Source organism: Avibacterium sp. 20-126 (assembly GCF_044358625.1).
In the GTDB taxonomy this organism is placed as follows: domain Bacteria; phylum Pseudomonadota; class Gammaproteobacteria; order Enterobacterales; family Pasteurellaceae; genus Avibacterium.
The window spans coordinates 2,261,924-2,286,397 of sequence record NZ_CP091457.1 but is presented as its reverse complement, the minus strand read 5'-3'; the positions used below and the strand labels follow the sequence as shown (position 1 = coordinate 2,286,397).

23 protein-coding genes, 4 tRNA genes, 1 pseudogene and 1 CRISPR repeat array are annotated in these 24,474 nt (G+C 39.5%); of the genes and pseudogenes, 13 read left to right on the top strand and 15 right to left on the bottom strand.

Going from position 1 to position 24,474, the window contains the following annotated elements:
• Positions 1-12: 12 nt before the first annotated feature.
• Positions 13-624, bottom strand: coding sequence for a high frequency lysogenization protein HflD (hflD, locus tag L4F91_RS10830; RefSeq protein ID WP_250351341.1), 612 nt, complete (start codon positions 622-624; stop codon positions 13-15).
• Positions 625-783: 159 nt separating this feature from the next.
• On the opposite strand from hflD, the gene L4F91_RS10825 reads away from it, so the two are divergent.
• Positions 784-1,188 carry a copper chaperone PCu(A)C gene (locus L4F91_RS10825; protein ID WP_395896435.1) on the top strand — a complete coding sequence of 135 codons (405 nt, stop codon included), beginning with the start codon at positions 784-786 and terminating at the stop codon, positions 1,186-1,188.
• A gap of 38 nt (positions 1,189-1,226) precedes the next feature.
• Here L4F91_RS10825 and L4F91_RS10820 read toward each other — a convergent pair whose 3' ends face one another.
• The 9 genes from L4F91_RS10820 to L4F91_RS10780 all read right to left on the bottom strand — a co-directional run bounded on the left by L4F91_RS10820 (position 1,227) and on the right by L4F91_RS10780 (position 9,158).
• Entirely contained in the window at positions 1,227-2,000 is a 774-nt protein-coding gene (locus L4F91_RS10820; RefSeq protein WP_395896433.1) for a DNA-binding transcriptional repressor, read from the bottom strand.
• Positions 2,001-2,020: 20 nt separating this feature from the next.
• On the bottom strand, positions 2,021-2,374 hold the full coding sequence (gutM, locus tag L4F91_RS10815; protein WP_250351338.1) for a transcriptional regulator GutM: 354 nt from the start codon (positions 2,372-2,374) through the stop codon (positions 2,021-2,023).
• Positions 2,375-2,427: 53 nt separating this feature from the next.
• Positions 2,428-3,096: a transaldolase family protein gene (locus L4F91_RS10810; protein ID WP_395896431.1), complete on the bottom strand. Its 669-nt coding sequence runs from the start codon at positions 3,094-3,096 to the stop codon at positions 2,428-2,430.
• 42 nt (positions 3,097-3,138) lie between these two features.
• A complete protein-coding gene (srlD, locus tag L4F91_RS10805) occupies positions 3,139-3,921 on the bottom strand; it encodes a sorbitol-6-phosphate dehydrogenase (RefSeq protein WP_395896430.1) in 783 nt (260 codons plus the stop codon).
• An 11-nt stretch (positions 3,922-3,932) separates the two neighbouring features.
• A complete protein-coding gene (gene srlB, locus L4F91_RS10800) occupies positions 3,933-4,298 on the bottom strand; it encodes a PTS glucitol/sorbitol transporter subunit IIA (RefSeq protein WP_395896428.1) in 366 nt (121 codons plus the stop codon).
• Between the two features lie 57 nt (positions 4,299-4,355).
• The gene (locus tag L4F91_RS10795; RefSeq protein ID WP_395896426.1) at positions 4,356-5,339 is read right to left on the bottom strand and encodes a PTS glucitol/sorbitol transporter subunit IIB; all 984 of its coding nucleotides are present in this window, start codon (positions 5,337-5,339) and stop codon (positions 4,356-4,358) included.
• 15 nt (positions 5,340-5,354) lie between these two features.
• The gene (locus L4F91_RS10790; RefSeq protein ID WP_250351333.1) at positions 5,355-5,900 is read right to left on the bottom strand and encodes a PTS glucitol/sorbitol transporter subunit IIC; all 546 of its coding nucleotides are present in this window, start codon (positions 5,898-5,900) and stop codon (positions 5,355-5,357) included.
• A gap of 211 nt (positions 5,901-6,111) precedes the next feature.
• Complete coding sequence (locus L4F91_RS10785) at positions 6,112-7,980, bottom strand: monovalent cation:proton antiporter-2 (CPA2) family protein (protein WP_395896423.1); 1,869 nt, start codon at positions 7,978-7,980, stop codon at positions 6,112-6,114.
• A gap of 326 nt (positions 7,981-8,306) precedes the next feature.
• Positions 8,307-9,158 carry an MBL fold metallo-hydrolase gene (locus L4F91_RS10780; RefSeq protein WP_250363883.1) on the bottom strand — a complete coding sequence of 284 codons (852 nt, stop codon included), beginning with the start codon at positions 9,156-9,158 and terminating at the stop codon, positions 8,307-8,309.
• A gap of 182 nt (positions 9,159-9,340) precedes the next feature.
• Here L4F91_RS10780 and L4F91_RS10775 point away from each other — a divergent pair, with 182 nt between their 5' ends.
• The 6 genes and pseudogenes from L4F91_RS10775 (at position 9,341) to cas6f (ending at position 16,173) form a co-directional block, all read left to right on the top strand.
• On the top strand, positions 9,341-10,282 hold the full coding sequence (locus L4F91_RS10775) for a GlxA family transcriptional regulator (RefSeq protein ID WP_250363884.1): 942 nt from the start codon (positions 9,341-9,343) through the stop codon (positions 10,280-10,282).
• A 234-nt stretch (positions 10,283-10,516) separates the two neighbouring features.
• A pseudogene (locus tag L4F91_RS10770) lies at positions 10,517-10,753 on the top strand (subtype I-F CRISPR-associated endonuclease Cas1); the annotation flags it as partial.
• Between the two features lie 139 nt (positions 10,754-10,892).
• A complete protein-coding gene (gene cas3 / locus L4F91_RS10765; RefSeq protein WP_395896421.1) occupies positions 10,893-13,547 on the top strand; it encodes a CRISPR-associated helicase Cas3' in 2,655 nt (884 codons plus the stop codon).
• Between the two features lie 29 nt (positions 13,548-13,576).
• On the top strand, positions 13,577-14,542 hold the full coding sequence (gene cas7fv, locus L4F91_RS10760; RefSeq protein ID WP_395896419.1) for a type I-Fv CRISPR-associated protein Cas7fv: 966 nt from the start codon (positions 13,577-13,579) through the stop codon (positions 14,540-14,542).
• Between the two features lie 10 nt (positions 14,543-14,552).
• On the top strand, positions 14,553-15,566 hold the full coding sequence (gene cas5fv, locus L4F91_RS10755) for a type I-Fv CRISPR-associated protein Cas5fv (protein ID WP_250363893.1): 1,014 nt from the start codon (positions 14,553-14,555) through the stop codon (positions 15,564-15,566).
• A 10-nt stretch (positions 15,567-15,576) separates the two neighbouring features.
• On the top strand, positions 15,577-16,173 hold the full coding sequence (cas6f, locus tag L4F91_RS10750) for a type I-F CRISPR-associated endoribonuclease Cas6/Csy4 (protein WP_265762419.1): 597 nt from the start codon (positions 15,577-15,579) through the stop codon (positions 16,171-16,173).
• 148 nt (positions 16,174-16,321) lie between these two features.
• Positions 16,322-17,250: a CRISPR direct-repeat array (repeat unit 28 nt; unit sequence GTTATCCATCGCATAGATGGCTTAGAAA).
• A 474-nt stretch (positions 17,251-17,724) separates the two neighbouring features.
• On the opposite strand, the gene L4F91_RS10745 is transcribed toward cas6f, so the two are convergent.
• Complete coding sequence (locus L4F91_RS10745) at positions 17,725-17,874, bottom strand: IS630 transposase-related protein (RefSeq protein WP_395896416.1); 150 nt, start codon at positions 17,872-17,874, stop codon at positions 17,725-17,727.
• Positions 17,875-18,106: 232 nt separating this feature from the next.
• On the opposite strand from L4F91_RS10745, the gene gltS reads away from it, so the two are divergent.
• A complete protein-coding gene (gltS, locus tag L4F91_RS10740) occupies positions 18,107-19,315 on the top strand; it encodes a sodium/glutamate symporter (RefSeq protein WP_250351360.1) in 1,209 nt (402 codons plus the stop codon).
• A gap of 63 nt (positions 19,316-19,378) precedes the next feature.
• Here the strand turns inward: gltS and coaA are convergent, their stop codons facing one another.
• Complete coding sequence (coaA, locus tag L4F91_RS10735; RefSeq protein WP_250351361.1) at positions 19,379-20,332, bottom strand: type I pantothenate kinase; 954 nt, start codon at positions 20,330-20,332, stop codon at positions 19,379-19,381.
• A 215-nt stretch (positions 20,333-20,547) separates the two neighbouring features.
• Between coaA and L4F91_RS10730 the strand changes: the two genes are divergently transcribed.
• The 5 genes from L4F91_RS10730 to tuf all read left to right on the top strand — a co-directional run bounded on the left by L4F91_RS10730 (position 20,548) and on the right by tuf (position 22,225).
• Positions 20,548-20,623: transfer RNA gene (locus tag L4F91_RS10730), tRNA-Thr, on the top strand.
• Positions 20,624-20,657: 34 nt separating this feature from the next.
• Positions 20,658-20,742: transfer RNA gene (locus tag L4F91_RS10725), tRNA-Tyr, on the top strand.
• Between the two features lie 41 nt (positions 20,743-20,783).
• Positions 20,784-20,858, top strand: a tRNA-Gly gene (locus L4F91_RS10720).
• A 4-nt stretch (positions 20,859-20,862) separates the two neighbouring features.
• Positions 20,863-20,938, top strand: a tRNA-Thr gene (locus L4F91_RS10715).
• A 102-nt stretch (positions 20,939-21,040) separates the two neighbouring features.
• On the top strand, positions 21,041-22,225 hold the full coding sequence (gene tuf, locus L4F91_RS10710; RefSeq protein WP_046097610.1) for an elongation factor Tu: 1,185 nt from the start codon (positions 21,041-21,043) through the stop codon (positions 22,223-22,225).
• 394 nt (positions 22,226-22,619) lie between these two features.
• Here the strand turns inward: tuf and dtd are convergent, their stop codons facing one another.
• From dtd to L4F91_RS10695, 3 genes are read right to left on the bottom strand one after another with little or no spacing between them, the layout of a single operon-like run.
• Positions 22,620-23,054, bottom strand: coding sequence for a D-aminoacyl-tRNA deacylase (dtd, locus tag L4F91_RS10705; protein WP_395896413.1), 435 nt, complete (start codon positions 23,052-23,054; stop codon positions 22,620-22,622).
• Positions 23,054-23,917: a virulence factor BrkB family protein gene (locus tag L4F91_RS10700; RefSeq protein WP_395896411.1), complete on the bottom strand. Its 864-nt coding sequence runs from the start codon at positions 23,915-23,917 to the stop codon at positions 23,054-23,056. The genes dtd and L4F91_RS10700 overlap by 1 nt, the downstream gene beginning before the upstream one ends.
• Positions 23,893-24,390, bottom strand: coding sequence for a YchJ family protein (locus tag L4F91_RS10695; RefSeq protein WP_250351364.1), 498 nt, complete (start codon positions 24,388-24,390; stop codon positions 23,893-23,895). Before L4F91_RS10695 ends, L4F91_RS10700 begins: the two co-directional genes overlap by 25 nt.
• Positions 24,391-24,474 lie beyond the last annotated feature (84 nt).

Below are 24,474 nucleotides of genomic sequence, written 5' to 3'. Positions count from 1 at the left end.
AATAAAAAACTCCTAAAAGGTTGAATAAATTTGTTGTGCTGTTGTAGCGATTTTGCTGCGGGAAAAAAGAAGCTGATATTTTTTACCGCCCACTTGTCGCCAAAGTACTGCTGAACGAATTCCAGCTAATAAACACGCCCGAATACGGTGCTGTATGCCTTGTTGCTGTAAATAATCTGGTGAGCCTAATACTTGAATACGATTACCCAGAGGGCTTATTACATCGACATAAATACTTGCTAGATTACTGATCATCTGTTCATCAAGCAGATGATAGAAATTAAGTTGTGACGGCAAATAGGCAATACGTTGAGCAAGTTGTTGTTTTGCCTGCGCGGATTTATTTAACTTCCCTTCTAACGCCAATAAGCTCACCCAATAACGCGTTAGCTCCGCATCTCTGCCATTCAACTGCTCCATTAATATTTGTAACCCAAGCTTAAGATGAGCTTCATTTCCCCCATAAACGGCTAAGGTATTTTCTGGTGAAGTTTGTAACAAAGAATCTAAACTCGCCTTGAATGCATCTGAATCTGCACGACCATTATGCGCAAATTGTTGAACTAATTTTGCCGCTTGGCACACACCCGCTAAGGCAAGCGTGATGGGGTAATAATCAGCCATAAGGAGATAAAAACCATTATGTGGAAAGAAATATTAAAAAGTGTGGGCAATATAGCATTTTTCATAGGTTATTGAAAGCTAAGCAGCAAAATTCCCCCAGTGAAACAAATTCTTGCTATACTAGTGCGATAGCCTTTATTCCTTTCAACGGAGAAAAAAATGCAGTGGATAAAAAAATCCTTGTTAATTTGTACCGCACTTTTCCCTCTCATCAGTCAAGCGGATATGCTTGTTTCTCAGGCAACAATGTTTGCAACAGACAAAGCTGGTGAGCCTAGTGCTATTTTTATGCAATTACAAAACACGGGTGATAAGGCAGTACATCTTGCCTTACTTGAAAGTGAGCAACCTTCTCGACTAGCCTTACACGGTATGCAAAATGGTAAGATGATCGATCTTGATGGGATAGAAATCCCCGCTAAACAAACCATTAGCTTGAAACGTGGCGGCTTACATATTATGGTATTTGATTTACTCACCCCAATCAAACAAGGTAGCCCCTTCCCGCTTACCTTGTATTTTGATGATGGGGAAGTGGTAAAGGTGCAAGTTGCCGTGCAATAATCGCCTGAGGAAAGAAAGCGCTCTTTCTTTCTTGTTCTTTAATCAGCGATAACGACAGAAATACCTTTATCAAGTAACGCATTATGTGTTTTTTCGTCAAGCAAATTATCTGTGATAATCACATCAATTTTTTCTAACGGACAAACAATATTTGGGCTACGTCGCCCAAATTTGGAAGAATCAGCAAGGACAATAATTTGTTTCGCTGCGTTGGTCATTGCTTTACTTACGCCATGAACCTCATTAAATGTTGTTAATCCTAATTCCAAATCAAGCCCATCCGTGCCAATGAATAGTTTATCAAAAGAGAATTTTTCAAATGTAGATTCGGCTAAAATTCCATGTAAGGATGCTGATCTTGCGCGAAAAGTTCCACCACACATTAGCAATTGATGTGCTTTTTCTAAGGTGGCTAAGCTATTCATTATATGTAAACTATTCGTCATAATTGTCAGGTCATTAAATTCCGCTAGGTGTGGGATCATTTGCAATACGGTACTCCCTGAATCAATGATAATCGAATCGCCATCTTTCAAAAAACTAATTGCGGCTTTTGCAATTTTTTTCTTTTGCAATAAGTTAATATGGGTTTTATTTGTCATAGGTAACTCAATGTCGGCTGCTTTTTCTTGCCCCGCCAACACAACACCACCATAGGTACGGAGAACTTTCTGCTGTTTTTCAAGTGCGGTGAGATCTTTGCGAATTGTTGTTCCTGTTGTGGCAAAATAATTGGCAAGTTGCTCAACAGGCGTTTTTCCATTTGTATGTAAGTAGTCTAGAATAGCAAGCTGTCTTTCTTTGGGTTTCATAGTAAATCCATTATTAGGATTTATCGCAATCGAATGGCCTCCCTTAAAGCATCTTGACTTGATTTATCTTTCGGGAAAATGGCTTCTGGGTCAATTTCGCTATGCAATAATCCTGTTAAATTTGTTATTGGTTTAGGGCGAGAAAATACACTCACACCTTTCAAAATAATTGAATTAACCACACAATGGTTATGATCAAAAGCAATGGCAATGACAACTTTGGGGTTAAAACGACCAGATGTTCGACCGATTCCCACATTCCCTTGTTTACACAATATTTCGAATGCCTTATTAAATTGCGAAATTTGCCACCACCCCAATATAATTTGCAATATCCACGCGATAATGGCAACAATAATAAGTGAATTTATCATACTGTGCATCGATTTTTCCCCTATTGTAGATCTTTTTTATTGATTATAAAAACTTATTCAATGAAAGATTGATTAAATGCTAATTTCCAATCATCTTCAAACTGTGCTATTGCGGCACAGACTGCAGGATCTGACAAAAATTTGTGTACAATCTCTGGCGCAACAGTTACAGCTTGACACCCTGTTAATAAACAATCAACAACCTGTCTTGTCGTTTTAAAACTCGCCGCCATTACCTTTGTATTGATGCTATGCAGGGTAAATAATTTTTGTAATTCTTCTGTTACTTTTATTCCATTTCCTCCTTGATTATCAATTCTGCTAACATAAGGTGCAATATAATTTGCGCCAGATAAAGCCGCTAACAGCCCTTGCCCCGCACTGTACACTGCTGTACCGAGTGTGGGGATCTGTAAAGCAGAAAGTTGCTTTATTGCAGCGATGCCTTGTAATGTTGCTGGAATCTTGATAACCAAATTAGAATATCTCTCACTTAACTTTAATGCTTCCTCAACAATTTCATTCGTATCCCTTGCTAATACTTGAACAAATAAATGTGGCGTTTCTCCTAATATATTGCGTAATTCACTCAATACATCGGAAAGTGGACGCCCCACTTGTGCGATTAAACTTGGATTTGTCGTTACCCCATCAATAGGAAGCAAATGAATAAATTGCTTAACAAGTTTTGGGTCTGCGGTATCAAGATAAAACTCCATCATTTTTCTCCTTTGATATAGGGCGTAATCACTACGCCCCCGATATTAAAACATAACTTGCCCGCCAGTAATGTTAATGGATTGTCCGGTACAATATTCTGCTTTTTCACTGGCATAAAACAGTAGAACATTTAATACATCTTGATACTCACAACCCCGTTTCAGTGGCACTTTATCAATATACGTTTGTTCAACTTTTTCCGCCGGAATCCCTAATTTTTCAGCATATTGCGGAATTAACGACTGAAACATAGGAGATTTAAGCAAATTACCTAACATTAAAGAATGTACAGTAATGCCATACTCAGCAAGATCTAGTGCTAAAGATTGAGTTAAGCCAACGCCACCAAATTTAGCTGCGCTATAACCTGTATTGTGCTTACTACCAACTTTTCCTGATTTAGAATTAATTTGAATGATACGCCCAGCAATACCTTCTCTAATCATTAATTTAGAAAATTCTCTTGCACAAAGGAAATAGCCAACAAGATTTACTTGTAAGGATAAATCAAAATCTTGCGCCTTAAACTCAGTAATTGGTGCGGCTTTTGCTATGCCTGCGCTATAAACCAATAAATCGACACGTCCAAATACAGTATCAACCGTATTTGCAAGTTTAATAACACTTTGCTCATCCGTTGCATCTACATAAAAACCTCGAGCAACATTACAGGACATTTTTAAATTAATTTCTTGAGCAATTTTTTCTGCATTTGCCTGATTCAAATCAGCAATCGCAACAGCATAACCATTTTCCGCCAACCCAGAAGACAAAAAAGCCCCTAAGGTTTGTCCCCCACCAATAATCACAGCAACTTTATTTCCCATAATACGACTCCTTAATTTTTAATAATAGTTAATATATCACCAATCTTTATAGCTGTTGGTACTTCACCCGCCAAGTGGATCGTACCGGGATACTCAGCCTTAAGATTGCTATCAAAACGAAAGGTAATATGACCCAATTCTTTTAAATTAAAATTTGCAACCTCACCAACTGCTGTAATTTTAAAACAGTTATCATTGATCATTAATACATCACCACGGCATACTTCTGCTGAGAGATCGCCATGACAATGAACAAAGCAATAATCTTCTAAATCAGATGGCACATCTTGTTTAAAGGTAATGAGCATATTCTCTAATAAAGCATCAGGTGCAAATTGCCCAATTTTGGTAAATTTTGTTTGGTAAATAACAGTCATTCTTTTTCCTTATTTTTAAAAGTGCGGTAAATTTTTCCCGCACTTTTACTACACAAATTAATAAATAAATGCAGATACAAACCAAGCAATCAGTACGGTTGGCGCGCCCGTTAAAAAACGGCTAACAAGGACTGATGGCACACCAACTCGAACCGTATCTTGTTTTGCTTCAGCAAGGGATAATCCCACAGGAATAAAATCACATGCTGCTTGTGCATTAATAGCAAACAAGGCTGGAAGGGCTAAATGAGGCGGAATATTACCTAAACCAATTTGAACCCCCACTAACACTCCTATAACCTGTGCGATCACTGCTCCCGGTCCTAAGAAGGGCGATAAGAAAGGAAAAGAACAAATTAATGCTAACGTGACCAATCCAATAGGACTATTTGCTAAAGGGGTTAAACCATGCGCAATCCAATCACCTAACCCTGAAGCAATAATGATGCCGATTAACGCGGAAACAAATGCCATAAATGGCAAGATCGTTTTCAAGACAGTATCAATTGTGTCTCGCCCAGCTTGAAAAAATACAGCCACAACAGATCCCATCCCCATCCCGATTTTGGCAAGTAATCCATCACTTTGCTCAGTAATTTTTTTCGATGTGTCATACTCTTTTGTTATTGGGTTATGCGGATTTTTTGGGGCTATAGCGGCATTTGGCGCATCAATGTCAATTAATTTAATATTCATTTCTTTTACCGCTGAAACATAAATATCTTCAACGATAAATTCAGCAAGCGGCCCAGATTTCCCTGTTGCATGGATATTAATCGTTGGAATGCGGCGTTTAGGATATAGCCCACAACGTAATACTCCGCCACAATCGATAATTGCGATCCCAATTTGTTCATTATCAGGCTCACCTTCTTTAAAACCATCAACCGCATCCCAACCGGTTAATGCCACAAGGTGATCAACAATACTGGGACGTGTTCCCGCTGTCATATAGAGAATTTTTTTTCCTTCTTCTAGCGGAATAGTTAAAGGACCACCCCAACCACTATCACCTTTTTCAATATAAAGTGCTTTTACCATAATTTGTTTCCTCCATTAGAGATGGACTTCTCGATCTAATTGAATTCCCATACGCTTTTCAAAGATTGCTGTTGTAAAATCGGTAATCCAGCCTCGAAAGAAATTCGTTACCATACCCACTAATAAATAACTCACAGCCAATGGTCCCAATGGCAAACCTAGCGTAGTTAAACCATTAGCAATTCCTAAGTAAACGAATAGTTCCCCGGGATTAATATGAGGGAATAACCCATTCATTGAGTGACAACTATAAGATGCTGCCGCATAATAGCTTGGCTTATAACGTTCTGGTAAAAACTTGCCTAAACTCAATGTCATTGGGTTACAAAATACAAAAGTACCAAAAACAGGCAGGATTAAATAACGAGAAATAGGATTACCTGCACTTCGTTGTGCAAGACGTTCTATTCGTTGTTGACCAATAAATTTAATCAACGCATTCATTACAACGAGTAAAGAAATGAGTAACGGTAAAATCCCTGTTACCATACTAACAAAAACTTCACCCCCTTTTTGGAATAGCCCAATAAACCATTCCGCGCTATGTGTAATAAGTTCCATTGCACACCTCTCAAAATGAAAGTTTTTAGATTTGTTTCTGATTAATAACTTAATCATCGAAAGTAATAATATTTCATTTTGAAAAATGTTTTTGTGATAAAGGTCTCATTTTTAAAAATAAATTTCAAAATAAAAGAAATTTATTTTATAAAGAAAGGAAGTGGAGGTGGGAATGAAGTCGCTAATTTCAACATTAGCGACAAGTAAGATATTATTTATCGGAACGATTTTCCTCTCCGGGTTGCCAATCAACTTCACCGCCTTGAAGAAGCGTTTGCATCATTTCTTTTGTTTCGAGTTCCAATTCTTTCGCACGAGCAATCATACGTTCATTGCTAAAAACCGACATTTCGGGATCATAAAGACTCGCCATTTCAGCGAGACTATGGCGATCGCGATGATAATAAAATTCGGCAACTTGCTTGGCTTTATCTTTATCCATTCCCAGTTCTTCAAGTGCAAGGCGTCCGCTACGAATGGCAGAATCAAATGTTTCACGCACAATATTTCGCGCGCCTGCACGGTATAGATCATAAACATGCAAACGATCATAGGCGCGAGTAATAATAGGTAAATGAGGATAAAAATGATGTGCAAAGTGTGCAATTTTTATTGCTTGTTCTTTATCATCTAAGGCGATAACCAAAAGGCTGGCTTTATCAATACCTGCTGTTTCGAGCAAATCAGAGCGAGCTCCATCTCCAAAATAGGTTTTTAAGCCGAAACGTGAAAGCCCTTCTACTAAGGTTGCATCATAATCAATAACCGTTGGCTTATAACCACAACTTATCAACATTCCACTAATAATTTGCCCGTAACGACCATGTCCGATGATAATCACATCATTTTGATCTTCAATGGCATCATTTTCTCTTTGTTGATGGCTTGCCCTTGCGACAATCAACTTATCATAAGCAATAAATAAGAAAGGGGTCAGTAACATTGAAATGGCGACAGCAAGTAAGAGTTTATCGGTAAGCTCTTGAGGTAAGATCCCATTTTGCTGGCTAAAAGACAGTAGGACAAAGCCAAATTCTCCAGCGGGTGCAAGGCTTAAAGCAAATAAATAACGGTTTAGGCGATCAAGCCGAAAAATAAAACCTAACCCCCATAGTACGATCGCTTTCACTAAAATAAAGCTTAAAGTAATAGCCAAAATAACAGCAAAATCATCAAAAAATAGACGAAAGTTAATATCCGCCCCAACAGTAATAAAAAATAGCCCTAATAACAATCCTTTAAAAGGCTCAAGATTACTCTCTAATTCGTGCCGGTATTCACTGTTTGCTAAAACAACCCCAGCTAAAAATGTGCCTAAAGCAGGAGAAAGCCCAATAGCTGACATCATTGCGGCAATCCCAATGACTAAAGCTAGAGCAAATGCAGTGAAAATTTCTCGCATTCTTGAGGCAGCAATATAGCGAAAAATAGGCCGTGCGAGAAAATAACCACCAAAGACGATAGAGCTAATCACACTTAGGGTTATTAAGGTTTTAACATAATTATTTACACCTTCTAATAAATTTCCGCTATGTTGCTCTGCACTTTGTAAACTCGTTAATAATTCAGGGGAAGCCAGAATAGGTAGCAATGCTAAAATAGGAATGATCGCAATATCTTGGAAGAGCAAAACTGAAAAACTACTTTGTCCACCGGGACTATTTAATAAGCGTTTCTCTCCTAAGGTCTGTAATACAATTGCGGTTGACGAAACAGCCAGTACACAACCCATTGCAAGGCTCATAGACCAACTTAATCCACATAAATGTGCAATACCTGCTATTGCCCCCACAGTCAGAATGACTTGTAAACTTCCTAATCCGAATAATTTATTGCGTAATTTCCATAACAATTTCGGATCTAGCTCTAACCCGATTAGAAAGAGCATCATCACTACCCCAAACTCCGCAACGTGTTGAATACTTTCCGTTTCTTGTCCAACTAGTCCCAGAATAGGGCCAATTGCCACGCCTGCTAGAAGGTATCCCAATACAGAGCCAAGCCCTAAACGTTTAGAAATGGGTACCGCAACTACGGCAGCAAAAAGATAGATAAAAGCGGAAGTTAATAGTGATGTCATAAGGGTCTTATTTACCTAATCAAATAGAAATATAGGTTTAGCATAGTAATCAGTTTTACTTCAAATATCACGAGATATTTTAAACAAAAATTATCGATCTCTTTCTTCTACCCCATTCATTAAAATTTACCTTTGATGATCAACACAAAATCTATCTATAATAAAAGGCTATCTCAACATCAAAATATATTCAGATAGCCTTCGTTTGAAAAAATCAAAGTATATCAGTACAAAATTAGAAGTTCTTGCTTTTGAAATACGGCAGTATTGGCTCAACTTGCTGCGTCAAACCGTCTTGCCTTATTTCACCCTTAAACGCCCCTATTTTAAAACTTCACACTTTCCCCATCTTCTGGCACGGTAACCCAATCTTTCAGCCCAGATTTTTGCACAAAAGCACGCATTGCTTGACGGCTCACCGCACCGTGATTGACCGCGTCCATATGCACGGCAATGATTTTTGCCTTGGGCATGGACTGATGGGCGTGGGCGACGTCTTCTTTACCCATGATAATGCCTTCATTAAAGCCATTGACCCTTGCCGCCCCCGTATTCATCACCAAAACATCGGGCTTATATTTGATGAGTGCCTTATTGACATCAGCCGTCCAGAGCGTATCGCCCATGATATAAAGCGTCTTACGGTCTTTGGCACGCAGCACCACGCCCATCGCATCGCCCAGCAATTGCCCAAGCGGTGCGACCGCATACATCTCTTTGGTGCCATGAGCACCGCCTGTTTTGTGCAGGCTGACATCGCCAATTTTCAAGGTCTCGTTTAACACCCGCACATCATTAAATCCCTGTTCACGAATCAGTTTCGCATCATCTTGATTTTGCACGATAATTGGCAAATCTTTAGGCAGATATTTTTGTGCTGCCTCGTCCCAGTGGTCAAGATGGGTATGGGTAACCACAACCGCCGTTACCCCTTGCCAAGCCTCATTCATCGGCATCGGCAGTTCGGTCAAAGGGTTACGCAGCTGACTGTTTAGCGTGTTGGCAAAGCCTTCATACGCCCCTTTTTTGGCAAGCATCGGGTCAATCAAAAACGTCTGTCCTGCATAGCTGACTTTTGCGGTGGCGTTGCGGATATGCTGATAGCTGTCGCTGGCGTAAGCCTGAACGCTCAATAACGCCCCCAAAAGGGCAGTGGCAAGTAAAGTTTTGGTACGCATCGTGATTCCTTAAATCGATTGCCCATGCTTGAAAATTAAAGCATTAGGCGGTGAAAAATCATCAAAATGGCAGGTGAAATGCCATCTTTTTCAAGAACGAGCATTATCCATCTTCTTGAAAAACAAAAATATTGACCAATCTTTCAAAAACCGAAAGAATTGGCTCAAAAAGTGAGAAAAAAATGACCGCACCGATTGTTGCCCTGCTGCTGTATCCTGATTTTAACCCCTTTCAATTTGCCATACCGCACCGTGTTTTTTCGCTCAATGTTGATGATAAGCCACTGTTTCATCTGAAAATTGTTGCAGAAAATCCCGACTGCTGTTATGGAGAAAACGACATTTATGTGCCTGCTGACGGCGATTTACGCCTGCTTGAGCAGGCCGATATGGTGATTGCCTTTGGCTGGCAGCCTGAAAAAATGCCCAGCGATGCCTTAAAACAGGCACTTATCCGAGCCAATCAACGTGGGGCTTTGGTTGCAGGGCTTTGTTACGGTGCTTATTTGTTGGCGTACAGCGGACTGCTAAACGGCAAAGAGGCGACCACTCATTGGCTGGGTGAAGCGGATTTTGCCAAGCGTTTTCCTGCCGTTAAACTGAGTATTGAAGCCATCTACATTGAGCAAGGTAGCCTGATGACCTCTGCTGGCACGGCGGCCGCCCTTGACTGCTGTCTTGCCATCATTCGCAGAACGTACGGGGTGAAAATCGCCAACCAAATCGCCCGCATACTGGTGGTTTCACCGCACCGTGAAGGCGGACAGGCACAATTTATCGAGCAGCCCATCGCCCGCCTAAGCCCAAGCGAAAACATGAGCGAACTGCTGGCACAAATGCAGCAAAACCTTAAGCAGGATTACCGTATTGACGCACTGGCAAGGCGTCTGAATATGAGCCGAAGCACCTTTACCCGCCATTTTCGCCAAGCCACAGGTGTGTCTTTGACCGAGTGGCTGATTGCCCAGCGTCTTCAGCGTGGACGGGAGCTGTTAGAAAGTACGGATTTGGGCATTGAACACATTGCAAGCGAAATCGGCTTTCACTCTGCCACCGCCTTTCGCCAGCATTTTAGAAAAAAGCACCGCGTAAGCCCGAGAGCGTGGCGGAGGGGGTTGGGGTGAGATGAGAATGATTTGAGCGTTAAAGCAGTACATCATAAAATAACTATGCTAAATATGGAATGGCGAAAGTCTTAATCTATTTTTTGGGGAAATTAGCACTTTGATAGACTAAAGTGACATCAAAAGGTTTTAGTCGGTATTCTTCGCCAGCTCCGTGAGTTACGGCAAAATATGTTGTATAAAGAACAAGTATTAACAGAAAATAGGGTTGTCAAAAATTAAAAAGGAGCCTTTATGCCTCATACACTAAGCCCCTATCAGGCATCTGGATTCAATGCTTCCGATCTCAAAACCATTCTACATAGCAAGCGCGCCAATCTCTATTACAATATTCCCATTGCCAATACAACCGTTATCTTACTGGGGACAGGCACCTCTATCACACAAGTCGCTATGCGTGTATTGGCTCAGGCTGGTGCTTTGGTCGGTTTTTGCGGCGGTGGCGGCACTCCGCTCTTTGCAGGCACGGAAATCAGCTGGCTGACACCGCAACCGCGCCAGTCATACCACAGAACTGCTTTTTATTATTGGCAACAGACGTAAATTTAATGAATTAGGCATTGTTCCTGTTAATTACACCAATCAACCCGTTATTATGGAGAAAATAACTATGTCTGCTAATCAAGCTTACGCTAACACCAAAGGACAATTACTCAGCCACCATCTTTATGCTGTAGGTTATCTCGCTGCTAAGCTAGTGGAAATGATGGGGTTAAAACAGCCTAAACTGATTGAGGCTGCCTTTTATGCGGGATTGTTACATGATATTGGCAAACTTGACCAAAAATTTCAGAGATGGGTAACGGAAAAGATTAAATCTTTAGATGAAGATAGCCGAGATGAGTTTATTATTTCTGAAGATGGTGAGCATATTGATGCCAGTCATAAAGGATTTAGTGCATTTAGTTTTGAAAAACACCCACGGCATAATGAAATATCTTGGCTTTTAACCCAAAGTCTTTTAAATACTGACGCATTAACATTGAATGACAGTCAAAAAAATCAAATTATGCATACCGTTTACTGGCATCACACACGGCCATTTCGCAAAGAAGGAAAATTATTTGAACAGCCAAGAGGCATTGAAAAAATACTGAATAAAAATCTGCCAGATGGTATCAATGCACTTTATCAGCAGACACTACAATTATTAAAAGACATGGAGTCAATCGGCAGTCAATACTTTCCCATCCATTGGCAGAAAAACTACGATTTACAGCAAATATCCTTACCGCCTTATAAAAGCTATGATGATTTGGCTGATAAGCTAGAAGAATACCGCCAAGATGTTAAGATAAACGCACATAATAATTTAATCCGAACTGCGGTCATTAGTGCAGATCGGATTATTTCAGCACAAAGCGCAGAAGAACTTGCCGAATGCATTGCTGAAAATAGCTTAGACACTTTAATTGATATCGAAAGTGAGACCATATTAAAAGATCATATCCATAGTTGTTTGACTCAATTTGAACGCCGTTTTCCAAATAGCCAACGCAATCTCTCTCAAAGTGAAGCTGTTAATAAACTAATAGAAATTAAAAAGCGTGCACTATTTAACGAAGAAGGTAACATCGCTGTGCTACAAGGCCCAGCTGGCTGTGGCAAAACCAAAATTGCCTTGGAGTGGGCATTGAAAACGGATGCAAAACAAATTATTTGGATTTGTCCACGTGTACAAGTGTGCCTTGGCTTGGTACATGACCTAACCCAAGCTGATTATCTTCCTAATGCCCAAATTGAACTCTTTACTGGCGAGTACAAAAAGATTCTGACAGGTAACGGCAATATTATCGACAGTCCAGATACCCCAGAAGACAGTTACTTTAGTGGTGATATTGTTATTACAACCATTGATCAAATTGTTAATAATATTATTTCTCATAATAAAATTACTTCCATCTTTAACTTTATGAAGCAGCATATTATTTTTGATGAATTTCATGAAATAATGACACTGCCCGCATTTAATCTTCTATTTGCCGAGCTCATAGAAGCCAAAAAAGCGACTGGAACAAACAGTGATACTCTGCTTATTTCTGCGACTCCAAATTATTTTTTTATCAAAGAATTTCTTGGTATTCCTGAGCATAAAATGGTATCTATACCAAGTTTTAATCTATCACGTTATCAAATTCTTTTTGAAAGCTATGATGATGCCAATGAAGCAAATCCGCTTATTAGTAGAAAACAGGATGAAACAGAAACCTTTGTTATTACCAATACTGCTAAAGATGCACAATACGGATTTCTTCATCATCAATGTGATGAAAACAATATCCTTTTACATTCAAAATATAGCAAAACTGATAAAGCTTATTGGTTTGATGAGACCTTTAAAAATTTTAAAGAAAATGGCTCTAAAAAATATCAAACTTTAAGAAGCGGTCCTATTGTACAAGCCTCACTGAATATCAGTTGTAATAAAATGCTGACTGAAATAACAACGGCAGAAAATTGGCTGCAACGCCTTGGTCGGTTAGATCGCTTTGGAAAAAATAACACCCCCAATCCCTATATCACCGTGATACCTAAAAGCAGTGAGAACGGTAAACAAACCAGTCAAACAGCTAAATTCTTAAACCAATTACATACTTGGCGTAGTGCCTACTGCTGGCTAAACTACCTCAAAAACAATTTAGATGAGGGAAAAGACTATTCACTCAACGAGCTTTATGCACTGTATGCTTCTTTCTACCAAAATGAAAAGATACAATCAGAAATTGAACAAGATATAGAAAAATTATTAAAACATAGCGTGTCGCTTATTAATCAAAAGGTTTTAGATCCCATTAGCATTGCACCAAAACGTAAGCAGCCAACCGCACCGAAAATCGCAAAAAATTCACTGCGTGGTGATAATCGCTTTGTGCAAATGGCAGTGTGTTTTGTTGATGAACAGCTTAACCCGCATATTTGCAATGAATACGCTTATGAAGAAGATAACGTAGAAGCAGCAATTGACGCTTCGTTGACTGAAAACAGAGAGCGTATTGAAGGATATGGTGATAGCGGTAAGAACTTATTGGCTTTTATGCAGCAAAAGCATCACAATATTAAAGGCGGTAAAAAAATTTATAAAGACTTTATCTTACTCAATCAAGCACGCTCACCAGAGTCCCCCATCTATTTAAGTTATACCCCTGATGATTTAAGGGCTATTGGGGGAGACCCTCATAGTTTAGCAATTTATTACGTCAAAACCACGAAGCAGCCTGTTGGCATCATGAATATTGACAATATAAAGTCGGCATATGAAAAATAAAATATCATTTATTAATAAGGAGATAGATAATGAAAAAAATTGAAGGCATTAAATCTGTTGATTTTAAAATTACTGCTTATGGGCATGGTGTTGTCAATTGGAACGGACCTACAACATTGAGCAACGAAGGGCGTTCTGTAGATAATCATACCTTACCTAAACTGCGCGGTTACAGCAACCTAACGGGAAGAATAAAAGATGAAACGGGATATAAATACAAAAAAGAAGCGACTGATATCGATTTTAAAGAAACACCGCTTTATATCAGCCAGAATTGTATCCGCCACCATCTTTTTCGTGAACAAGCTTATGACTTACATTTTGCCTCTGCAAAAGAGAAAGATTTGCTCCCCCTATTGGCTTCTCTTACAGGCTTAATTCGTGGTTATGTTGTACCCGCAAGCCAATGTAAGCGTACCAGTCCGCTATTGATTGAAGATTTTATTGATCAGCTGGGTAATGGCAATTTTGAGCAATTTGCCCAAGCAGGGGAGCGCGATAGTTCTTCGTTTTTTTCCAAAACCACTTTTGGCGATACCCAATATATTGCTTATGGATCGCTTAGCATCGAACAATTGGAATTTATTTCTTTAGATAAAAAATTTGACCGTTGTGCCATGGTCATTAAAGAAACTGAGGGAGAGAAAGTCGCCCAAGCCATTACCAATTTTATCAAGACGCTAAATGCTGACTCTCATCGCAACCCTCAAGCCATATTCCACCCTAATTATGTCCGTCAGGGTACCATTTATCAAGAAGGGGAAGTTGGTATTCTGTTAAACCAAGATGCGATTGCCATCTTAGTCGAGACGACACTAGAAATGATTCGTGAGCTATCTATCCGTCAAGCTAAGGGCTATATGTATGTGGATAAAATTGAAGTGGATTACAACGATAGCAATAAAATGATGCGTATCAAGCGCAGTCCTGAAGAAATCAATCCACAGCCTACATCAGCATACGCTATTTATTTTGAAGCGAAAGAGACCAAATAAGAGTATTGCTATGTTAGAAATTATGATTGACTATGAAGCCAGTTGGCGAAATTCTTTCCTTAATGGCAGTAACGATGAGTCTTTACCGAAAAAAGGCAGAGATTTTATCGCTTCAATGACTGAGTTAAAGAAAGCGGAGAATTATCATCAGCGAGAAATCACCCAAAATACCGTTTTGGGTGTGCTATGCCGCCTGATTGGCGATCAAAGAAAACTTTATCAGGCAAAGCAAAGTGGCTGCTATTATTTTCGTAGTCTTGAAGATAAAATCAGCTTTGAAGACAACATACAAACAGTCAACCAAGAAGTTGTCTATATCCGAAACATCAAGGGTAGTACTGATCAAAATGCCTTTACTGGTATGATTAAATCAAATGATCCCATCTTTCAATCGGATTATTCTCAAGCATTTTGGGGTGTGCTTGCACTTTCTGTAGAAGAGTTGTGTGAATTTATTTTAAATGATACTCAGGTTAAAGCAGAAATACCGCTTAATCCCGTGCATATCATCGGAAGGCTTGATTTACTTAAGAAAGAAAAGCCAATACCTTTTGAAGGAAAACCCCAGCAAGCAGCAGAAATATTAAAAAAGAAATTTCTAGAAGAGTATAAGTCAGTCAATACTGCAGGTAAATTGCTCATTCTTCCTTTATATTGCTCAGCTTTATATTTACAGCTTGAACGGCTGGAAAAAAAATATGATATGGCAACGGCTAAATCAGCAAGGGGCGGTATTAGCGGTATCTCTAAAAATGGTCATACGACCAAAGATTTTATGGAAAAATACACAACGGGAAATAAAAAAATTATTTACGGCAATCCCTATATAAGAAGTGAATTTAAGAAGGGTGAAGGGGAGGTTAAATACTCCCTGACCAAAGCAAGTGGGCAACTTAGCATCAAACTTGATATTGATATAGATAAAGCTCAAGAACTTAAAAGTATGATAGAGAATGCAGGTGTTAGTCCTTTTCCGTTAGGAAAAAAAGGCTTGGCATATGTGTCAGCGATACGATTTATTTAAAGGAGATAAGATGACCAAGTTTTATCAAGAGATTACCTTAATAGATAATGAAGATTATAGTATTAGGGTTCTTTGGGAAAAACTGTATCAGCAGCTGCATATTGCTTTTGCTGACCTTTATAATCAGCATAAGACTAATCCTATTGGTGTAAGTTTTCCTCATTATCAATACGAGCAGAAAAATAATAAACACTTTGCAACTCTTGGAAATAAAATTCGCCTCATCGCCCCAGATGAAGCCACTCTTTCAACGCTGAATGTAGAAAAATGGCTGGCAAGATTGACGGACTATATCCACATCAAAAAGCCAGCTGCCGTGCCTGACTATGCGGTGCCAGTTATGGTTAAACGCTACCGCTTCCGCCCGATTGACCAGCAGGCCAAAGCCCACGCAAAACGGCACCAAATCAGCTATGAAGAGGCACTGACGCATTGCAAGACTCACCGCAGAGCAGAGCTTCACCCGCCCTTTATCAGAATGAAAAGCGAGAGCAATGCACAATCTTATCCGCTTGTGATTCTGCAAACACGAGCAGATAATTCCGTAAAGGGGGGTTATAGTACCTATGGATTAAGCCATAAAAGCAGCACGGTACCCTCTTGGTGAGATCTTAAAAATTAAAATACCCTTTTTCAAAGGCGTTTTAATAATTTTATTAAAAACAATAGGTTATAAATAATAAACAAATGATGGGGTAAATTACAAAATTTACTATAACACATTGTTATAACTAAATTTTCTAGATAAAATTAAGGTTATCCATCGCATAGATGGCTTAGAAAATTTGCATTACATCAAACATTTTTAATCCTTTGTTATCCATCGCATAGATGGCTTAGAAAAACATGTGGCAAATGTGGATTAAAATGCTTTAGTTATCCATCGCATAGATGGCTTAGAAATATAGCATCTTGCATTACTCCATCGCTATAATGTTATCCATCGCATAGATGGCTTAGAAAATCATATTGCGGAATAAGCCTACTTGGTCATCGTTATCCATCGCATAGATGGCTTAGAAAGATTTCCTTAATGGCGATTTCCACTTCTTCACGTTATCCATCGCATAGATGGCTTAGAAAAAATAAGAGAAGATCTCTCGCACACCTTGGCAGTTATCCATCGCATAGATGGCTTAGAAATTGGACTTGTGTCAGTAACTGTAACCTAGAAAGTTATCCATCGCATAGATGGCTTAGAAAAAACGTGGCGGTGAGCGTCAAAAAGTGGAGGCGTTATCCATCGCATAGATGGCTTAGAAATATGAGTGGGCATTATCTGAATTAGTCAAAGCGTTATCCATCGCATAGATGGCTTAGAAAACGTAATTTAAGTTTGGTTTTTGCAGCATAATGTTATCCATCGCATAGATGGCTTAGAAAACATCAGGCGAATCAATGACAATATTGCCACTGTTATCCATCGCATAGATGGCTTAGAAATGATAGGGCGTGAGGCAGATAAGCAAGGGCAGGTTATCCATCGCATAGATGGCTTAGAAAATAAAACGGAATGCTGCGCTTTTTGAGTAAGGCGTTATCCATCGCATAGATGGCTTAGAAAGCTATATCACCGTGCTACCAGCCGGCAAAATCGTTATCCATCGCATAGATGGCTTAGAAAGTACGATGTGCTTGTCCGCGCGAAGTGCAACCGTTATCCATCGCATAGATGGCTTAGAAGTCATAATTATTATTCTTCTGTAACTCCAAGCCCAAGTGCGTTCAATCGGATTAAGGCTAGGGCTGTAAGACGGGAGTCAGAGAATCGTGTGCCCCGTGGTTTTATCAATGCTTTTGCGTCTGAACGTTTGTGAAAATCCGAGTTATCCATCGCAATGACTTTAGTACCGCGAAGTTGCGGAAGCAATCGCTGTTTGACCAGTGATGAAAAACATCATTATTGATACCACAATCATAAAGCCTACAGCAAAAAGCTGTTGATTGAGCACTGCTTCAATGGCATTACTCTGATGTTTACGTTGTCAGTTTTCGTGACTCAGTCAAGGCTGACACTCTTTGAGTGTTGCCATATGGTTTATTGTCCTACATTTTGAAACCACTTTGATCTAACTAAATGATCTTTCTTCCATTTTTTCAAATAATTCAAATTTATTAACAAAAGAGGCACGTTTCTCAGCACTTTCTTGAGGATGGGTTAACGTCTTTTTTTACGTGTTATCCCTAACCTTGTTAAAGCAAATCGAATGGCATTTTGACTGCTGCCTAAACGCTGTACTCGTTGCCATTGATAATCATTGGGATAATCTTCAACATCCGCTTTAAGAAGGTTGTTATCAATGTACAAAATATACGCGAATTTTTGCGAAAAGTGCGGATGAAAAAGAAAATTTGTGAGAACGATTACAGGGAGTAAAATTCAATTTGCGGCAACAATATGAAATGAGAAAAACAGGCAAATAACGCAGTGAGCCTACATTAATAAAGGTTTTTTTGCTATATTAACCCACTTTGATTTTCCATAGGGTATGCTTTTACTCCTAAAGGAGTAGAAGACAAAGAAATAAAAAGAGAAGGATATGGTTTTTGATACTTATGAAACATTGGCGTTAGCCTGTTTAGTTTTATTGTTGGGGTATTTTTTAGTCAAACGTGTTCGTTTATTGAATCACTATAATATTCCTGAGCCGGTTGTAGGCGGTTTTGTAGTTGCAATCGTTTTAACAGGCGTTCATCAATTCTGGGGATTAAGTTTCAGTTTTGATACGGATTTACAACGTACAATGATGCTGACTTTCTTTACTTCTATCGGTTTGAGTGCGAATTTTTCTCGCTTAATCAAAGGCGGAATGCCGTTAGTAATGTTCCTTTTTGTTGCAGCGGGATTAATTGCATTACAAAACACGGTAGGCATTTTCAGTGCAATGGCATTAGGCTTAGATCCCGCTTATGGTTTGTTAGCCAGTTCCGTGACCTTAACCGGAGGACACGGTACGGGGGCGGCTTGGGCCGATGCGTTGGCAGCACGTTTTGGTATTCAAAGTGCGACAGAATTAGCAATGGCTTGTGCAACTTTCGGTTTAATTTTTGGTGGGGTTATCGGCGGGCCGGTGGCGAGCTTTTTACTTAAGCGTTTACACCGCAAAGAAATTCCTGAAGATGAAAATTTAGATGATGTGGAAGAAGCGTTTGAAAAACCGGTGTATCGCCGTAAAGTCAATACGCGTTCAATTATTGAAACAATTACGATGTTATCGATTTGTTTGTTTATTGGACAACAATTAGATTTATTGGCGAAAGGCACCGCATTTCAACTTCCAACTTTTGTATGGTGTTTGTTTACTGGGGTGATTGTGCGTAATTCTTTATCTCATCTGTTTAAATTTAAAGTGGCGGAAGAGGCCATTGATATTTTGGGAAGTGTCGGACTTTCGATTTTTTTAGCCATTGCATTGATGTCGCTCAAATTGTGGGAATTAGTCGGCTTAGCATTGCCAATTTTAGTGATCTTGCTCATTCAAGTGGCAGTAATGGCGTTATATGCTATTCTTGTTACTTTCCGAGTGATGGGGAAAGATTATGATGCTGTGGTATTGAGTGCGGGGCATTGTGGCTTTGGTTTAGGGGCAACGCCAACTGCTGTTGCGAATATGCAGGCGGTAACGTCTCACTATGGGCCTTCTCACAAAGCTTTTTTGATTGTGCCAATGGTGGGGGCATTTTTTATTGATATTCTTAATGCGAGTTTACTGAAGCTTTTTGTGGAAGTGGTCGCGATATTCCATTAAACAGGAGCCGATTGATATAATAAAAAATCGTTGTTAATCAAACTTAACAACGATTTTTCATATCTATCTTTTCAATTTAATCTTTTCAACCGCGTGATTGGCGCCTTTGGTCAAAATTAAATTAGCCCGCTCTCGGGTCGGTAAAATATTCTCTCGGAGGTTTTTGCCGTTGATTTCCTCCCAAATTTTACTCGCGGTGGCAATGGCTTCTTGTTCGGAAAGGCTGGCATAGTGCTTAAAGTAAGAATGAGGATTATTAAATGCACTTTGGCGGAATTTGAGAAAACGGCGAATGTACCATTCTTTTAATAAGTGTTCTTCGGCATCAACAAAAATAGAAAAATCCACAAAATCAGAAACAAAAACTTGATTTGTATTGCTATTGCCACGTTGTAGTACATTTAATCCTTCCAAAATAAGAATGTCAGGTTGATCCACATAATCAAATTGGTCAGGTACAATGTCGTAAGTTAAGTGAGAATAAATCGGTGCGCTTACATTGCGTTTACCTGATTTTATTTCTGCCAAAAAATGGATTAGGCGTTGGGTGTCATAAGAAACAGGAAAGCCTTTCTTTTGTAACAGATTGTCTTTTTTAAGTTTTTCTAAGGGGTAAAGAAAGCCGTCGGTGGTGATAAGATCCACATTACGCACTTGCGGCCAGTTTGATAGGAGCGATTGCAAAATGCGTGCTGAAGTGCTTTTCCCCACCGCGACACTGCCTGCAATGCTAATAATATAAGGTACTTTTGGGGTATCACCAGCTAAAAATCGTTTTAATACGGTTTGGCGGCGTAAATTTTCTTCAATATAGTAATTAATTAAACGTGCCAAAGGCAGATAAATGGTACTTACTTCATTTAATGAAAGATCCTCATTGAAACCTAACAAAGGTTTGAGATCTTGCTCGGTCAGTTTTAATGGAACGGATTTGCGTAATTCTGCCCATTGCTGGCGATCAAAAGAAAGAAAAGGCGTTAATTGCTCATTTAATAACGTTGAATCAGAAAAGGCCACAATGTTGTCTTCATAATTTATAGAATGATGAATAGAAATATACCCTATAAATTGGCTTCTGATTAGTAAAATTTAGAATAAATTGGCACTTTTTTTATAAATTTTGTGCATTTTGAGTGAGAAATAGCCGAACAATAAAAAAAATTAATTTTTTTTCAAAAAAACGCTTGTCAGCAATAAAAATTTCCCTATAATACGCCTCACTTGCTTACGACGCCGACTTAGCTCAGTAGGTAGAGCAACTGACTTGTAATCAGTAGGTCACCAGTTCGATTCCGGTAGTCGGCACCATAACCAAGCGTAGCCAAGTTCATTCATTTAGTGCGGAGGGATTCCCGAGCGGCCAAAGGGAGCAGACTGTAAATCTGCCGGCTCAGCCTTCGAAGGTTCGAATCCTTCTCCCTCCACCATTTTTTAGATGAATTCTGATGGGACAGATGAATTTAGGACTGCGGGCATCGTATAATGGCTATTACCTCAGCCTTCCAAGCTGATGATGCGGGTTCGATTCCCGCTGCCCGCTCCAAAGCGCTGATATAGCTCAGTTGGTAGAGCGCACCCTTGGTAAGGGTGAGGTCGGCGGTTCAAATCCGCCTATCAGCACCAGCCTTAATTTCACCTTTCTCTTATTAATAGCTTAAACTTATTCAATTGGTTAATGTGGTATTTTGAACCATCGATAACCGTGTTTATCTAGAGGGACTCTTAATGTCTAAAGAAAAATTTGAACGTACAAAACCGCACGTAAACGTGGGTACAATCGGCCACGTTGACCATGGTAAAACAACTTTAACAGCAGCGATCACAACCGTATTAGCAAAACACTACGGTGGTGCGGCACGCGCATTTGACCAAATTGATAACGCGCCAGAAGAAAAAGCGCGTGGTATCACCATCAACACCTCACACGTTGAATACGATACCCCAACTCGCCACTACGCACACGTTGACTGCCCGGGACACGCGGACTATGTAAAAAATATGATTACAGGTGCGGCGCAAATGGACGGAGCAATCTTAGTAGTAGCAGCAACAGACGGTCCAATGCCACAAACTCGTGAACACATCTTATTAGGTCGCCAAGTAGGTGTACCATACATCATCGTATTCTTAAACAAATGCGATATGGTAGATGACGAAGAGTTATTAGAACTAGTTGAAATGGAAGTGCGTGAACTTCTTTCTCAATATGACTTCCCGGGTGATGATACCCCAATCGTACGTGGTTCAGCATTAAAAGCGTTAGAAGGCGATGCACAATGGGAAGAAAAAATCCTTGAGTTAGCAAACCACTTAGATACTTACATCCCAGAGCCAGAGCGTGCGATTGACCAACCGTTCTTATTACCAATCGAAGACGTATTCTCAATCTCAGGTCGTGGTACCGTAGTAACAGGCCGTGTAGAGCGTGGTATCATCCGCACAGGTGATGAAGTAGAAATCGTTGGTATCAAAGAAACAGCAAAAACAACTGTAACTGGTGTAGAAATGTTCCGTAAATTACTTGACGAAGGTCGTGCAGGGGAAAACATCGGTGCATTATTACGTGGTACAAAACGTGAAGAAATCGAACGTGGTCAAGTATTAGCGAAACCGGGTTCAATCACGCCACACACCGACTTTGAATCAGAAGTTTACGTGTTATCAAAAGAAGAAGGTGGACGTCATACCCCATTCTTCAAAGGTTACCGTCCACAATTCTATTTCCGTACCACTGACGTAACAGGAACAATCGAGTTACCAGAAGGTGTAGAAATGGTAATGCCGGGCGATAACATCAAAATGACAGTAAGCTTAATTCACCCAATCGCAATGGACCAAGGTTTACGCTTTGCGATCCGTGAAGGTGGCCGTACAGTAGGTGCGGGTGTTGTAGCGAAAATCATCAAATAATGATTATTGCTAGGTAACACTAGAAAGCTATCAGAAAGCGAAAGAGGGCATCGAAAGATGCCCTTTTGTTTTTTTTTGATTTAAGGATGAGGCTATAAAGAAGGATGAAATAAAAGTAATAGTAAGCTAAATTAAGTGAAGCTGAATGATATAAAGCCAGCTAAAAATGTCATTTATTAAAGAACTAAATTTAAGTAATAGCTTAATCAGGATGATTTCTCTTTTTTACTTTGAATGTTTCTATTCATTTTTCTCTTTTATATTCTTTTTCTTTAAATCTATTCTTTATTTAGTGATGGGTTATCTTCCATTGATTGATTATTTCAATGAAGATCATAAAAACTTAGCGAAAAAGTACCGCACTTTTTTATCTCTCTTCCTATTTATGTAATCTTTACATCTCCAGCCAAAAAGTCACAGGGCCATCATTGGTCAGGCTAACTTGCATATCCGCAGCAAATCTTCCCGTTGCGGTTGAAATGCGTTCACTGCATTTCTGGACAAAATAATCATAAAGCTGCTCGGCTTTCTGTGGGGCAGCACCATTAGAGAAACTGGGGCGTAGCCCTTTTTGTGTGTCTGCGACAAGAGTGAATTGGGAAACGACAAGCAATTCACCGTTCACTTGTTGGACATTTAAATTCATTTTACCTTGTTCATCGCTGAATACTCGGTAGTTCAGTACTTTTTCCATTAAGCGATCTGCTTTGTTTTCGTCATCTTCTTTTTGTACGCCAAGTAACACGAGCAAACCCTGTTGAATTTGCCCTGTTATTTCGCCATTGATTTCTACTTTGGCTTGGGTTACGCGTTGAATTAATGCGATCATTATTGTTCCTCAATTTGTTGTAATTCAATCTCACCGTTTTTTAATAAACGCATATCACCAAGAACGGCGGCAAGTTGTGCGCCGAGTAAAATGGCAATCCAGCTTAATTGAATCCACAGTAACATAATGGGCAGTGTTGCCATTGCACCATAAATAAGCTGGTAAGAAGGAAAGTTAGTGATATACCACGCAAAGGCCTGTTTGCCTAAGGTAAAGAAAATTGCGGCGACCAATGCCCCTACGGCAGAATGTTTTATGCTAACAGATTTATTCGGCACAATTTTATAAATTAAGGTGAAAATAAACCACGTCAGTATAAAGGGGATAAAACTGAGTATTTTTAAGCCAAAGGGTAGGCTCAGATCTGATTGGAGAAAATTGCTCGCAAGATTGGTTACATAAGTACTCACGCCAATACTGGTTGCAATGATGATAGGGCCAAGCGTGAGAATTAACCAATAAATTGCAAATGAAAAAATGGTTGGGCGCACACTGCCATCGTGCCAAATACTATTTAAGGTGCGGTCAATCGAATTGATGAGTAATAATGCCACCACAATTAAACTGATGATACCTACCGCACTCATTTGTTTAGAATTAGCAACAAATTGGTCAATATATTCGCCAACCGTATCACTGGCAGCAGGCGCAAAGTTGGTAAAAATAAAGTGCTTTAGCTCCCCAGTTACTTCGTTAAATACTGGAAAGGCAGAGAAAATAGAAAAAATCACCATAATTAGCGGAACAAGCGCCAACATCGTGCTGTACGTGAGATACCCCGCTGCTTGGGTAAGTTTATTTTGGTTGAAACGTAACCAAAATACGTTGAGAAAGAGGCTTAGTTTTCGCCATAAAACTGACATAACATCACTCCACAACAATGTTTAAATTTTTTTCCTGAACCGCAAATGCAAGGCTGTTTCATCGCCGGCAGGCTAACCGTAGGATCAGCAAAATACCAGCGTTCATCTACTTTGACAAATAGCGATTTTTCGTGATGAATTTGCTTCCCCTCAGGGCTAGCAAATTGTGCGTTAAATTCCACCGCACTGTGCTTTTTATCTAATTCAGGTTCGTGCTTTATGATTTCTAAACCAAGCCATTGTGTTTGCGCCGCCCATTGCTTTAAGGCCTGATAGTCCAAAAGGTTTTGTTGGCTTGGTACGGTGGTTTCCACAATATAATCAATCTGTTGCAGAACAAAAGCGGCATAACGTGAACGCATTAGCTGCTCGGCATTTTGTGCCATTTTGCGCTGTTGATGTAATGGTTGGCAACAATCTTGATATGTGTTACCCGATTGGCAAGGACAAAGTGCGGTGCTTTTTTCGTTCATTTTTCAACAATAATTCTTCAAAGATTTAGCAAATTAGCCTAAGCATACCACATCAATTTAATGATTTCATTTGTCAAAAATAAA